This window comes from Kluyvera sp. 1366 (genome assembly GCF_054823405.1).
In genome coordinates this window covers 402,372-416,664 of sequence record NZ_JBTRDW010000006.1, presented here as the reverse complement: position 1 = coordinate 416,664, position 14,293 = coordinate 402,372, and the positions used below count along the sequence as shown (strand labels likewise).

Annotated in this window: 10 protein-coding genes; 9 read left to right on the top strand and 1 reads right to left on the bottom strand. The window is 51.6% G+C overall.

The window, feature by feature from the left end; translation table 11 throughout:
* Window positions 1-181: 181 nt before the first annotated feature.
* On the bottom strand, window positions 182-1,945 hold the full coding sequence (ycaO, locus tag ACVLVH_RS16160) for a 30S ribosomal protein S12 methylthiotransferase accessory factor YcaO (protein WP_192413868.1): 1,764 nt from the start codon (window positions 1,943-1,945) through the stop codon (window positions 182-184).
* A 310-nt stretch (window positions 1,946-2,255) separates the two neighbouring features.
* On the opposite strand from ycaO, the gene serC reads away from it, so the two are divergent.
* The 9 genes from serC (at window position 2,256) to ACVLVH_RS16115 (ending at window position 14,242) form a co-directional block, all read left to right on the top strand.
* The gene (gene serC / locus ACVLVH_RS16155) at window positions 2,256-3,341 is read left to right on the top strand and encodes a 3-phosphoserine/phosphohydroxythreonine transaminase (protein WP_192413866.1); all 1,086 of its coding nucleotides are present in this window, start codon (window positions 2,256-2,258) and stop codon (window positions 3,339-3,341) included.
* An 80-nt stretch (window positions 3,342-3,421) separates the two neighbouring features.
* A complete protein-coding gene (gene aroA, locus ACVLVH_RS16150) occupies window positions 3,422-4,708 on the top strand; it encodes a 3-phosphoshikimate 1-carboxyvinyltransferase (RefSeq protein ID WP_192413864.1) in 1,287 nt (428 codons plus the stop codon).
* Between the two features lie 198 nt (window positions 4,709-4,906).
* Window positions 4,907-5,587, top strand: coding sequence for a (d)CMP kinase (cmk, locus tag ACVLVH_RS16145; protein WP_192234411.1), 681 nt, complete (start codon window positions 4,907-4,909; stop codon window positions 5,585-5,587).
* Between the two features lie 121 nt (window positions 5,588-5,708).
* Entirely contained in the window at window positions 5,709-7,385 is a 1,677-nt protein-coding gene (gene rpsA, locus ACVLVH_RS16140; protein WP_052025984.1) for a 30S ribosomal protein S1, read from the top strand.
* Between the two features lie 86 nt (window positions 7,386-7,471).
* On the top strand, window positions 7,472-7,756 hold the full coding sequence (ihfB, locus tag ACVLVH_RS16135; protein WP_003849360.1) for an integration host factor subunit beta: 285 nt from the start codon (window positions 7,472-7,474) through the stop codon (window positions 7,754-7,756).
* Window positions 7,757-7,962: 206 nt separating this feature from the next.
* Window positions 7,963-10,221 carry a DNA internalization-related competence protein ComEC/Rec2 gene (locus ACVLVH_RS16130; RefSeq protein WP_192413862.1) on the top strand — a complete coding sequence of 753 codons (2,259 nt, stop codon included), beginning with the start codon at window positions 7,963-7,965 and terminating at the stop codon, window positions 10,219-10,221.
* A 34-nt stretch (window positions 10,222-10,255) separates the two neighbouring features.
* On the top strand, window positions 10,256-12,004 hold the full coding sequence (gene msbA / locus ACVLVH_RS16125) for a lipid A ABC transporter ATP-binding protein/permease MsbA (RefSeq protein WP_101760956.1): 1,749 nt from the start codon (window positions 10,256-10,258) through the stop codon (window positions 12,002-12,004).
* Window positions 12,001-13,002, top strand: a complete 1,002-nt coding sequence (lpxK, locus tag ACVLVH_RS16120) for a tetraacyldisaccharide 4'-kinase (protein WP_110865845.1) — start codon at window positions 12,001-12,003, stop codon at window positions 13,000-13,002. The genes msbA and lpxK overlap by 4 nt, the downstream gene beginning before the upstream one ends.
* Before the next feature lie 22 nt (window positions 13,003-13,024).
* Window positions 13,025-14,242 (top strand): winged helix-turn-helix domain-containing protein, encoded by a 1,218-nt coding sequence (locus ACVLVH_RS16115; protein ID WP_192413860.1) that lies wholly within the window; start codon window positions 13,025-13,027, stop codon window positions 14,240-14,242.
* The last annotated feature ends 51 nt before the right edge of the window (window positions 14,243-14,293 follow it).

The following is a 14,293-nucleotide window of genomic DNA, read 5'->3' as shown; positions in this document are numbered from 1 at the left end:
GTTGAAGGTGGCTGCGGCAAGACTAGATTTTGTTAAATATCATTAACGATTAAAGCTGAATTGTTATTTAATAATGCACTTAAATCTCTTTGTATGATCAATATAAAAAAATGGCACTGATTTTTTTCAGTGCCATTGACCAATACCCTAATTTCAATAAATGGAAATTTAAGCGTTAAGACTATTTTTGTGACCAATAACGACGTTTAGCTGTCTGCAGCTTTTCATAGGCAGCGAGTAATGATTGATGCGCAGGGAAAGCTTTCAGATCCAGATCGACCGCTTGCAATCCATAGAAGGGCGCTTCGCCACTGATTGCCGCTGAAGCAGCCTCAACAGCAGCCTGGCCGTACATACGAATAAAGGCGCGATGATATTGTAGCGGATCGCGTTCCTCTTCCATTGCCAGCAGCAGCAAGGTTTGCAGACAGCGGTAGTAGTTTGCGCGCTCTTCACTAAAGATGGACTGATTAAACTCCATCGTCCATTCAGTCCAGATCAGAGCCTGATCCAGGTCGCCGCCGGCCAGCGCCAGCAGGGCTTTCAGCTCGCCAATACGTAGCGTGTACCAGCCATTATCTTTGCCTGATGCCAGACCCAGCAGCTCGCGCACGCGAGTAAAGTCATCATGACCTTCCTCATCCAGTTGCACAATCAGCTCGAGATAGGCTTCGGGTTCCCATTGGCTGTCTGGCAGCGCCAGCAGGGTTTTGCGCAGTGGTGCGCCCATGCTGTTATTTGCCAGCAGCAGATCTTCTGCTGGATAAATATCAGACATGCCCGGCACGATAATGCGGCAAGCGTAAACACTCAGATGTTCATAGTCAGCGATATAGACTTCTTTATCTTCCGCACGGAAGATCGCCATTAGCGTATCAAACTCTTCATGAGTGGTACCCGCAAAGCTCCAGTCGACGAAAGGATAATCGGCATCGTCTTTAAACATATCCCATGAAATCAGACCGCTTGAATCGATGAAATGCGTTTCCAGGTTAGCGTGTTCCGCTACCTCTTCATCATCGAACGTTGGCGGTGTGAACACGTCGAGATCTTTCAGACCACGGCCCTGCAGCAGTTCAGTAACGGTTCGCTCAAGTGCGACGCCAAAGTCCGGATGTGCGCCAAACGAAGCGAAGCAGGTACCATTTGCTGGATTGAACAGCACAACGCAGATAACCGGGTATTTGCCGCCGAGTGACGCATCGTATGAGAAGATTGGGAAACCTTCTGCTTCCAGACGTTCAATTGCTTCAATTACGCCAGGATAACGCTGCATCACTTCTGCTGGAATTTCTGGCAGGCTGATGGATTCGGCGATGATGCGATTCTTAATATGACGCTCAAACACTTCAGAAAGACCCTGTACACGCGCTTCGTTCGCGGTGTTACCGGCAGACATACCATTCGAAACATACAGATTACCGATGATGTTCATCGGGATATACACTGTTTGCTGGTCAGATTGACGGGTAAATGGCAGGCCACAAATTCCACGCTCGTCATTGCCGGATTGCAGATCAATCAGCTCAGAAGCACCCAGGCTCTCATCAGGATCATAGAACTTGCGCAGGCGCGCATCCAAAATGCCTTCTGGCAGGCTGTCGTCCTCGGTGAGCGGGAACCATTTTTCATTCGGATAGTGAACAAAATCGCCATTAGCGATGGATTCACCCAACCAGAAATCGGCGAAGAAATAGTTAGTAGAGAGGCGCTCAAAATATTCGCCCAGCGCTGAAGCCAGAGCGGCTTTTTTGCTAGCACCTTTGCCATTTGTAAAGCACAGCGGGCAGTCGCGATCGCGAATGTGTACTGACCAGACGTGTGGCACCGGATTCAGCCAGGAAGCTTCTTCAATGTTGAAACCAAGGTCTTGCAGTTTCTGCTGAAAGCGAGCAATGGAATCTTCCAGTGCGGCGTCTTTTCCGGGGATAAACGTTTGCGTCATGGTGGCGCTCTCTTAAGTCAATGGGGTGGGCGTAAAGCGCGCAATAATACGGGTTTTATGCGTGCTTCGCTATTCAGTCAGCCAAATTTATCTCAGACTGGTTAAGGTTGTTACGCCATTCCGCTTGCCGATTTTTCTTTCTGGAACAACCTCACAAAATTCCATGGCTTAATGCATTTATGACATAAGCTGCGGTGAAGCTGGCTCTGGAAATGTGATCGCTGCCGGATTAATGATTGCAGCCATCTGGAGGCAATGATAAAACCGGTTGGGTATTCATAACCGTTCGATATGACAGTGGTGAGGGGAAATGACTCAGGTTTATAATTTTAGCTCTGGCCCGGCTATGCTGCCGGTAGAAGTGCTCCGTCGCGCAGAACAAGAACTGACAAACTGGCACGGATTAGGCACCTCGGTGATGGAGATCAGTCACCGCAGTAAAGAGTTTATTGCTGTTGCAGAAGCGGCAGAACAAGATTTTCGCGATCTGCTGAAGATCCCAGCCAACTACAAAGTTTTATTCTGCCATGGCGGTGCGCGTGCGCAGTTCGCGGCCATTCCCGGCAACTTGCTGGGTGATGCAAAAAACGCGGATTATATTGACGGCGGTTACTGGGCTCACAGCGCAATTAAAGAAGCCGAGAAATTCTGCTCGCCAAATACCATTGATATTAAAACTACGCGTGATGGTAAGCGTGCTTTATTACCAATGCGTGAATGGCAGTTAAATGATGATGCGGCTTATGTCCATTTCTGCCCGAACGAAACGATTGATGGCATTGCTATCGATGAAGAGCCGGATTTTGGCGATAAAGTCGTAGTTGCCGATCTCTCTTCTACTATTCTGTCTCGTCCAATCGATGTAAGTCGCTATGGCGTGATCTACGCTGGCGCGCAAAAAAATATCGGCCCGGCGGGCTTAACCTTAGTGGTTGTGCGCGAAGATCTGCTAGGCAAAGCACAACGTTATGTGCCTTCTATCCTTGATTATAAGGTGCTGGCCGAAAACGAATCGATGTTTAACACTCCGCCGACTTTCGCATGGTATCTCTCTGGCCTGGTATTCAAATGGCTGAAAGAGAAGGGCGGCGTGGCCGAGATGGACAAGCTGAATCAGGCAAAAGCCGACTTACTTTACGGTGTGATTGATAACAGCGCATTTTATCGTAACGATGTCGCAAGCGAAAACCGTTCACGTATGAACGTGCCATTCCAGTTAGCCGATTCCTCATTGGACAAAGTGTTCCTGGAAGAGTCTCTCAAGGCTGGGCTGCACGCGTTGAAAGGTCATCGCGTGGTTGGCGGTATGCGTGCATCGATCTACAATGCGATGCCGCTGGAAGGGGTTAAAACGCTGACTGAGTTCATGGTCGACTTCGAACGTCGCCACGGCTAATTGCTTTTTCATGCCAGCTTGTCTGGTATCAGACCCCGTCACTCGATGGGGTCTCGTATTTTCTGGAGATTTGGTTTCACATGCAGGACTCCCTGACTCTACAACCGATTGCTCGCGTTGACGGCACGGTAAACTTACCGGGTTCAAAAAGCGTCTCGAACCGCGCACTCTTGCTGGCCGCGCTGGCAAAGGGCACCACCCGCCTGACTAACTTGCTTAATAGCGATGACGTTAAGCACATGCTGAATGCCCTCAAAGCGCTGGGTGTCAGCTATACGCTCTCAGACGATCGCACCGTATGCGAAGTAGTAGGTAACGCGGGCCCTTTACATGCTGAAAAACCGCTTGAGCTGTTTCTCGGTAACGCAGGTACAGCGATGCGACCTTTGGCTGCCGCGCTCTGTTTGGGCGAGCAGTCAATCGTTCTGACTGGCGAGCCACGCATGAAAGAGCGTCCGATTGGTCATCTGGTTGATGCACTGCGTCAGGGCGGAGCAAAGATTGACTATCTCGAACAGACCGATTACCCGCCAGTGCGTCTTAATGGTGGTTTTGTTGGTGGGGAAGTCAGCGTCGATGGCAGTGTATCCAGCCAGTTCCTCACGGCATTGCTAATGACCGCGCCACTGGCGCAGCAAGACACCATCATCACCATAAAAGGCGATCTGGTTTCTAAGCCTTACATTGATATCACCTTGCACCTGATGCGTTGCTTTGGTGTGGATGTTGATAATCAGGACTATCAGCGTTTTGTGGTTAAAGGGCAGCAACAGTACCAGTCTCCGGGCGATTATCTGGTGGAAGGTGATGCGTCTTCTGCATCATATTTCCTCGCTGCCGCTGCCATTAAAGGGGGTACCGTACGTGTAACCGGTATTGGCCGCAACAGCGTGCAGGGCGATATCCGTTTTGCTGATGTGCTGGAAAAGATGGGCGCAGTGATTGAGTGGGGAGATGACTATATCTCTTGCACACGCGGATCGCTGACGGCAATCGATATGGATATGAACCATATTCCCGATGCGGCAATGACAATTGCAACTACTGCACTCTTCGCTCAAGGCACCACGTTGATGCGCAACATCTATAACTGGCGCGTAAAAGAGACCGACCGCCTTGCTGCGATGGCGACTGAGTTACGCAAAGTGGGGGCGGAAGTAGAAGAAGGGCAAGACTTTATTCGTGTCACACCGCCGGCTCAGTTGCAACATGCGGACATCGGTACTTACAACGATCACCGTATGGCAATGTGCTTCGCACTGGTGGCTCTGTCCGATACGCCGGTAACCATCCTTGATCCAGGCTGCACTGCGAAAACCTTCCCGAGCTATTTCCAGCAGTTGGCGAAAATCAGTCATACTTCCTGATCGTTTAACCCGGTGCACTGCGCCGGGTTTCTTTGCTCTCTTCTGGCCTTATCAGGCGGAAATTGTTCTGAATCTGTCTATATTTCTAGCGCTGTCTACGCTAAAGGGTAACTAACCCGACGCAGGCAGCGTATAATGCCGCGCAATCCAGGCGGCCTGGAAGGGCTGACAATAAGCACGCAGCAACAGGAGAGAACAATGACGGCAATCGCCCCGGTTATTACCATCGATGGGCCAAGTGGCGCGGGTAAAGGGACTTTATGTAAAGCGATGGCGGAGTCGTTGCAGTGGCACTTACTGGATTCTGGCGCTATTTATCGCGTTTTAGCATTGGCCGCACTTCACCATCAGGTGGATATTGAGTCCGAGGAAGCATTAGTACCGATGGCTGCGCATCTTGATGTGCGTTTTCTATCGGTTGACGGTGAAATGCAGGTGGTTCTTGAAGGTGAAGATGTCACCGGTGAAATCCGCACGCAAGAAGTCAGCAACACCGCATCGCGCGTTGCCGCTTTCCCGCGGGTGCGTGAGGCATTACTTCGACGCCAACGTGCATTCCGCGAAGAGCCCGGTTTAATCGCTGATGGACGCGATATGGGAACCGTGGTTTTCCCTGATGCGCCAGTGAAAATATTCCTCGACGCCAGCTCGGAAGAGCGTGCGCATCGCCGTATGCTACAGTTGCAGGAGAAAGGCTTTAATGTTAACTTTGATCGCCTTTTATCCGAGATAAGGGAACGCGACGACCGCGATCGTAATCGTGCCATCGCCCCTTTAGTGCCTGCCACAGATGCTCTGGTACTGGATTCAACCAGTATGTCGATTGAGCAAGTGATTGAAAAGGCGCTTGATTATGCTAAGCGTAAGTTGGGCATTTAATCTTTCGGCAACCGAATTGCTGTAACCCTGTACCAAGGACCCGGTGCAGGGCATGTGAAACAACCCCATCCGACAATGAAGTCAGGTGGACGTTAAATTGAAGAATCCTAAGATTATCAATATGACTGAATCTTTTGCTCAACTCTTTGAAGAGTCCCTGAAAGAAATCGAAACCCGTCCGGGTTCCATCGTTCGTGGCGTTGTTGTCTCTATCGACAAAGACGTAGTTCTGGTTGATGCGGGTCTGAAATCTGAATCTGCAATTCCTGCAGAGCAGTTCAAGAACGCAGCCGGCGAACTGGAAATCCAGGTAGGCGACGAAGTTGACGTTGCGCTGGACGCAGTAGAAGACGGCTTCGGTGAAACCCTGCTGTCCCGTGAGAAAGCTAAACGTCACGAAGCTTGGATCACGCTGGAAAAAGCTTACGAAGACGCTGAAACTGTTACCGGTGTTATCAACGGCAAAGTTAAAGGTGGCTTCACAGTTGAGCTGAACGGTATTCGTGCGTTCCTGCCAGGTTCACTGGTAGACGTCCGTCCGGTTCGCGATACTCTGCACCTGGAAGGCAAAGAGCTTGAATTCAAAGTAATCAAGCTTGATCAGAAACGTAACAACGTCGTGGTTTCACGCCGTGCAGTTATCGAATCTGAGAACAGCGCTGAGCGCGATCAGCTGCTGGAAAACCTGCAGGAAGGCATGGAAGTTAAAGGTATCGTTAAGAACCTCACTGACTACGGTGCATTCGTGGATCTGGGCGGCGTTGATGGCCTGCTGCACATTACCGATATGGCTTGGAAACGCGTTAAGCATCCGAGCGAAATCGTCAACGTGGGCGACGAAATCACTGTTAAAGTGCTGAAGTTCGACCGCGAGCGTACCCGTGTATCTCTGGGCCTGAAACAGCTGGGCGAAGATCCTTGGGTTGCTATCGCTAAGCGCTATCCAGAAGGCACCCGCCTGACTGGTCGTGTAACTAACCTGACTGATTACGGCTGCTTCGTAGAAATCGAAGAAGGCGTTGAAGGTCTGGTACACGTTTCAGAAATGGACTGGACCAACAAAAACATCCATCCGTCTAAAGTTGTAAACGTAGGCGATGTGGTTGAAGTAATGGTTCTGGACATCGATGAAGAGCGTCGTCGTATCTCCCTGGGTCTGAAGCAGTGCAAATCTAACCCATGGCAGCTGTTCGCTGAGACCCACAACAAAGGCGATCGCGTTGAAGGTAAAATCAAGTCAATCACTGACTTCGGTATCTTCATCGGCCTGGACGGTGGCATCGACGGTCTGGTTCACCTGTCTGACATCTCCTGGAACGCGACTGGCGAAGAAGCCGTTCGTGAGTACAAAAAAGGCGACGAAATCGCTGCCGTTGTACTGCAGGTTGATGCAGAGCGCGAGCGCATCTCTCTGGGCGTGAAGCAGTTGGCTGAAGATCCATTCAACAACTACATCACCCTGAACAAGAAAGGCGCTATCGTGACTGGTAAAGTCACTGCAGTTGACGCGAAAGGTGCTACAGTAGAATTAGCTGACGGCGTAGAGGGTTACCTGCGCGCTTCTGAAGCTTCTCTGGACCGCATCGAAGACGCAACTCTGGTTCTGAGTGTTGGCGACGACGTTGAAGCTAAATTCACCGGTGTTGACCGTAAGAACCGCGTAGTGAGCCTGTCTGTTCGTGCTAAAGACCAGGCTGATGAGAAAGAAGCTATCAACACTGTTAACACCAAACAGGATGAAGGCAGCAACTTCTCTAGCGCGATGGCTGAAGCGTTCAAAGCGGCTAAAGGCGAGTAATCGACCTAAGGCACCGGACGATGAAAATCGTCCGGTTTCGGTAAAAGCTGTCATACCTTTCCAAATAAGGATTAACCGGAGGTTACATGACCAAGTCAGAACTAATTGAAAGACTTGCTGGCCAGCATACTCATATTCCGGCGAAAGTCGTTGAGGATGCGGTCAAAGAGATGCTTGAGCACATGGCCACTACGTTGGCCCAGGGCGAGCGCATTGAAATCCGGGGATTCGGCAGCTTTTCTTTGCATTACCGTGCACCGCGTACGGGTCGTAACCCGAAAACGGGCGACAAAGTGGATCTGGAAGGTAAATACGTTCCCCACTTTAAGCCGGGCAAAGAATTGCGTGACCGTGCGAACATCTACGGCTAAGCCGTTACCGAACGATAAAAACGACACTCTAGGGTGTCGTTTTTTTTTGCTTAGAGTATGCGGAATTGAGACCTGCTTTCCAAAATGAAGTCTCATCAATGTAATCTCTGCAAAAGTCTCGGAATCCATCGCGACACACTCTCTTTTCAATGAAGTAAATCCCTGCTTTTCTCGGCACACTCTTCCGCCAATGAGGGAGAGTAATAATGCATATGAACTGGATTGTTCTGGCCAGATTGATGATTGCCTCGGCATTGCCGTTGGGCATATTGCCGCACATACCCGCTGCCAACGGAATAGTCATCATGGTTGTATTCGCTGTGGCGCTTGGGTTGATGCCAATCACGTTGCTACGGCTTGCAGGAATTGCTCTCTTAATGGTGGCCTGGACATTGACGGAAGCCCGCCAGATGGTCAATGCCATTGGGGATCTGACTGCCGCCTCAATTGAAGCCACTGTACGTGTGACTGAAGTTCGTGAACATAAGCAGCAATTAACCGTGCAAATCTTACGTGTCGGTCAGCGTTATCAGTTTCCACCTCTCTTTGTCACGCTCAATAATGCTTCGATGGAGCAACCGTACTGTGCCGGTCAGCGCTGGCAGATGAAACTGCGACTGCGTGCCGTCCACGGCAGATTAAATGAAGGCGAGTTCGATCTGCAGCGCTTTGCCTTGTCTAATCACACGCCGCTGCAAGGGCGCATCATCAGTCAGCAGGTGGAATCGCTAACTTGCAACTGGCGGACGCGTTTAATTAATCATCATCTACCCGCATTCGATACGCTCAAACAACCGGCAATTATGCAGGCTTTAGCGTTTGGTATACGTACCAACATGACTGATGAGCAGCGACAGTTGCTGCGGGAAACAGGTACTGCCCACTTGATGGCAATCTCGGGAATGCATATTGCATTAGCTGCCAGCGTTGGATGGCTGTTAGCACGTGCTATCCAGGTAATTTTGCCGGGTCATTTGATTGGTCATTTATTTCCGCTGCTGGTTAGTGTTATGACCGCAGCGACTTACACGTGGGTTTCTGGCAGTCATGCACCGGCCCAGCGCGCGATGATCGCGCTCATACTTTGGATAGGGATGCGCAGCGCCGGTTGGCAGCTCAGTGGCTGGCAAGTTTGGACGTTATGTATCGGCGTTTTGCTGGTACTGGATCCATTAACTGTGCTGTCAGAAAGCTTTTGGTTGTCGGCACTGGCGGTCGCGATGCTGATTGCCTGGTATCAATGGTTTCCATTACCACATCGCTTTCGCGCAAAGCGTCGATGGCTGTTATTGCAATTGCTACATCTGCAGTTAGGAATGATGATCCTCATGGCTCCACTACAAATCTTCCTGTTTCAGGGAATAAGCCTGAGTGCGTTATTAGCAAATCTGATCGCGGTGCCGGTTGTGTCTTTTGTCACGGTGCCACTGATATTGCTGGCAATGCTATTGCCAGTGCCGCTGATTTCAACGGGATTATGGTCTCTGGCGGATCTTTCCATAAGCCAGGTCATGCTCCTGCTGCAGTGGTTACCCGCTGGCTGGTGGGCATGGAGCGATACGTTACCTACTATCGTGCTGCTGTGGGTAGGGTTAGTTCTCTGGCGCAGCAAGCTGATTTATCGCAGTGTGATGCCGTGTTTTAGCCTGATACTCGCAATCATCCTCTGGCGCAGCGCTGCACAGCGTGATGACTGGCAAATCGACATGATTGATGTGGGGCATGGCCTGGCGATTGCCATTACACAGGGCAATGAAGTGGTGTTATATGACGTTGGACCAGGTTGGAAACAGGATGATGCCGGTTCGCGCGTCATTCTGCCATGGTTGCAGTATCACGGCAGAAGCCTCCATTCTTTGATATTAAGCCACAAGCATCTTGATCACCGTGGTGGGCTACACTCATTGCTCAAAGTTAATCCAGCGGTAGCAATTCGTAGTGCCCTGGCGGAAGACGGACACCTGCCATGCTTCCGTGGCCAGCGGTGGCAGTGGGGCAAATTGCAATTTACCGCTTTGTGGCCGCCGGAGAATCAGACCCAGGGACAAAATAACGATTCCTGTGTGGTGCGAGTCGATGACGGGCTCTTCAGCGTGTTACTCACCGGGGATATTGAGTTAGAAGCCGAGAGAAAAATTGTCGCGCTGGAAAAAGAGGCTCTGAACGCGACAATTTTGCAGGTTCCGCACCATGGTAGTCGGACTTCATCAGGCGCATTACTGTTACGTAATGTTGCTGGGAAAGCAGCAATTGCTTCGGTGGCGCGGTATAACGCCTGGCGTATGCCTGCGCCAGCCGTGGTGCAACGCTATCGTCAGCAAGGCTATATGTGGTACGACACGGCACAATCGGGTCAGATTCATGTGGGTATCAGACAAGGTCAATGGCAAATTAAGGGCTTAAGAGAGCAAATAATGCCTCGATGGTACCATCAGTGGTTTGGCGTCAAACGCGATTCCAGGTAGAATGAGCGGCTATTTCAAACAGCGTGAATAAATAATGCATCAAGATAAAGATCTCTCAACGTGGCAGACATTCCGTCGACTCTGGCCGATGATTGCGCCCCACAAGGCTGGCCTGTATGTGTCAGCGGTGGCGCTGATACTCAATGCGGCAGGCGATACCCTGATGCTCTCTCTGTTGAAACCTTTACTGGATGATGGCTTCGGTAAAGCAGACAGATCCGTAATGCTGTGGATGCCGCTAGTGGTAATTGGCCTGATGCTGGTACGTGGCGTGACCAGTTATATCTCCAGTTACTGCATCTCATGGGTGTCCGGCAACGTGGTCATGAATATGCGTCGCCGCCTGTTCGGCCATATGATGGGCATGCCGGTAACCTTCTTTGATCAGCAATCAACGGGGACGCTGCTGTCACGCATCACCTACGATTCTGAACAGGTGGCCTCTTCCTCTTCCAGTGCACTGGTTACGGTGGTGCGTGAAGGGGCCTCAATCATTGGCCTGTTCATCATGATGTTCTATTACAGCTGGCAGCTGTCTTTGATTCTCATTGTGCTGGCACCGATCGTCTCCTTTGCTATTCGTACTGTTTCCAAACGTTTCCGCAGCATCAGTAAGAACATGCAGAACACCATGGGACAGGTCACCACCAGCGCCGAACAGATGCTAAAAGGGCATAAAGAAGTGCTGATCTTTGGTGGCCAGGAAGTGGAAGCCAAGCGTTTTTCTCAGGTCAGTAACAGGATGCGCCAACAAGGCATGAAACTGGTGTCAGCATCTTCAATCTCTGATCCGGTAATCCAGTTGATTGCCTCGCTGGCACTGGCATTTGTACTTTATGCCGCCAGTTTCCCAAGCGTGATGGAAACGCTGACAGCCGGTACCATCACCGTGGTCTTCTCATCAATGATCGCCCTGATGCGTCCGCTCAAGTCACTGACCAACGTGAATGCACAGTTCCAGCGCGGTATGGCGGCTTGTCAGACGCTGTTCTCGATTCTTGACAGTGAGCAGGAAGTGGATAACGGCAAGCGTGAAATGGATCGTGCTAAGGGTGATGTGGAATTCCGCAACGTGACCTTTACCTATCCAGGCCGTGAAATTCCTGCGCTGCGTGATATCAACCTGTCGCTGCCTGCCGGTAAAACCGTTGCACTGGTCGGCCGTTCTGGCTCTGGTAAATCCACTATGGCCAGCTTGCTGACGCGCTTCTACGACATTGATAGCGGTGAAATTCTGCTGGATGGCCACGATCTGCGCGAATACACCCTGCGTTCACTGCGTAATCAAGTGGCATTGGTTTCCCAGAACGTTCATCTCTTCAACGACACCGTCGCCAACAACATTTCTTATGCCCGTAATGGTCAATACACGCGCGAGCAAATCGAGCAGGCTGCGACCATGGCGCATGCAATGGACTTCATCCAGAAGATGGATAATGGCCTTGATACCGTTATTGGTGAGAATGGCGTGCTGCTTTCCGGTGGTCAGCGTCAGCGTATTGCGATTGCGCGTGCGTTACTGCGCGACTGCCCGATTTTGATTCTCGATGAAGCCACATCAGCGCTCGATACCGAATCTGAGCGGGCGATTCAGGCCGCACTTGATGAGCTGCAGAAAAATCGCACCTCACTGGTGATTGCGCACCGTCTGTCGACCATTGAGAAAGCCGATGAGATCGTCGTAGTTGAAGATGGTCGCATTGTCGAACGCGGTACTCACAGCGTGCTGCTTGAACAGAAGGGCGCCTATGCGCAGCTTCACAAACTGCAGTTCGGTCAATGATTGAACGCATCTGGAGCGGGCGTTCGCCGTTATGGCTGCTGCTATGGCCGCTGAGTCTGCTTTATGGGGCGATCACCCTATTGATTCGCCTCAGCTTCCAGCGCGGTTGGCGAAAAAGTTGGCGCGCGCCTTGCCCTGTGATTGTGGTGGGGAACCTCACCGCAGGTGGGAATGGTAAAACGCCTGTAGTGATTTGGTTGGTGCAGGCGCTGCAACAACGTGGAGTACGTGCTGGCGTGGTGTCGCGGGGTTACGGCGGAAAAGCTGAACGTTATCCGCTGCTGGTTACCGCTGAAACGCCCACGGCGCAGGCCGGCGATGAACCTGTGCTGATCGCTCAACGCACGCAAGTGCCGGTCGCCGTTGCGCCACGGCGGCGTCTGGCGGTAGAAGGCTTGCTCGCTGCGCACGATCTGGATGTGATTATCACCGATGATGGCCTGCAGCATTACGCGCTGCAGCGCGATCGCGAAATCGTGGTGGTGGATGGGATGCGTCGTTTTGGCAATGGCTGGTGGTTACCGGCTGGGCCGATGCGTGAACGCGCCTCACGACTTAGCACCGTAGATGCGGTGATTGTTAACGGCGGCGATGCGCAGGCGGGCGAAATTGCGATGTCATTGCAGCCCGGTCTGGCGGTCAACCTGATCAACGGTGCAAGCGTGGCGTTAGCGCAATTACCGGAAATTGTCGCGATGGCCGGCATTGGTCATCCGCCGCGCTTCTTCAACACACTTAAGCAGCAAGGCATCAAGCCAGTGGCTGAAATTGCCTTCGCCGATCACCATGCTTACAGCGAAGACGAATTGCGGCGTCTGACTCAGGCAGATCAGTGCTTGCTGATGACGGAAAAAGATGCGGTAAAATGCCGTAGTTTTGCTCGCCCAAACTGGTGGTATTTGCCGGTTGATGCGCATCTGCAAGGCGCGGCGGTGACAACCTTGTTAGACGATATCACCCATCTCTGCACTACCGCGCGAGACGCCCGTTCGCGCTAACCACCAAAGAGGGAATGGAGTTATGAACCTCGTCGCTTCCCTCTCGTTGCAAACTGCTCGTCATCTGCATCTGGCTGCTCAGGGACTGTTACGTCCTTTAGGCCGACGTGCGCGCTTTGCTGATATACACGCGACTGTGCGTCAGATGTCTTTGCTGCAAATTGATACCATCAATGTGGTGGCACGCAGTCCTTATCTGGTGCTGTTTAGCCGCCTTGGCGCGTATCAGACCAACTGGCTGGAAGAGGCGCTGGCCTCGGGCGCATTATTTGAATATTGGGCTCATGAAGCCTGTTTTATTCCTTTCGAAGATTACCCGTTGCTGCGCCACCGCATGCTGGAACCGCAGCGACTGGGCTGGAAGTACAACCAACGATGGGTTGAGGAACATCAACAGGAAATCACTGACCTACTGCAACACATCTCCGTCAACGGCCCAGTGCGAGCAGCCGATTTCAGTAATGATAAACAGACCAAACCGGGCTGGTGGGCGTGGAAGCCGCATAAGCGTCATCTGGAGAATTTGTTCAGTGCGGGTCAGTTGATGGTGGTGGAGCGGCGCAACTTCCAGCGGGTTTACGATCTGCACAGCCGCGTGATGCCGGACTGGATTGATGAACAGCATGCGTTAAGTGAAGACGAAGCGGTGATACTGATGCTGAGTCACAGCGCGCGCAGTCTCGGCATTTTCCGTGGCAGTTGGTTAGCCGATTATTACCGGCTCAAACGCGCACCGCTCAAGTCATGGCTTGCGGATGCGGCTGCACGCGGAGAAATTGTGCGTGTTGAGGTCGAGCAACTGGACGAAATGTGGTTACACCACGCATTATTGCCGCTGCTGGAAAAGCCACTCTCTGCCACACATACCGCGCTGTTGTCACCCTTTGATCCAGTGGTTTGGGATCGTCGTCGCGCGCTGGAGCTGTTTAATTTTGATTACCGCATTGAGTGCTATACGCCTGCGGAAAAGCGCAAATATGGTTATTTTGTCCTGCCGGTCCTGCATCGCGGATTATTGAAAGCGCGCATTGATGCCAAAATGGAGCGTCAGGCGCAGCAATTAGTGGTTCGTGCATTCTGGCTGGAAGAGGGCACACGCATCAGTAACGCTTTCCTTAATGACGTCCAAAAAGCCATTAATCGCTTCGCCGCGTGGCAAGGCGCCAACCAAGTGATTATCGAAAATGCGCCGGCAGAACTGCTGGCTGCCTGGTCAACTCGCTGGTCGATTGGTGAATAAAGCTGCCATTTGTCCGGCTTGAGTGCATCATTCACGCGCACGCTATTATGC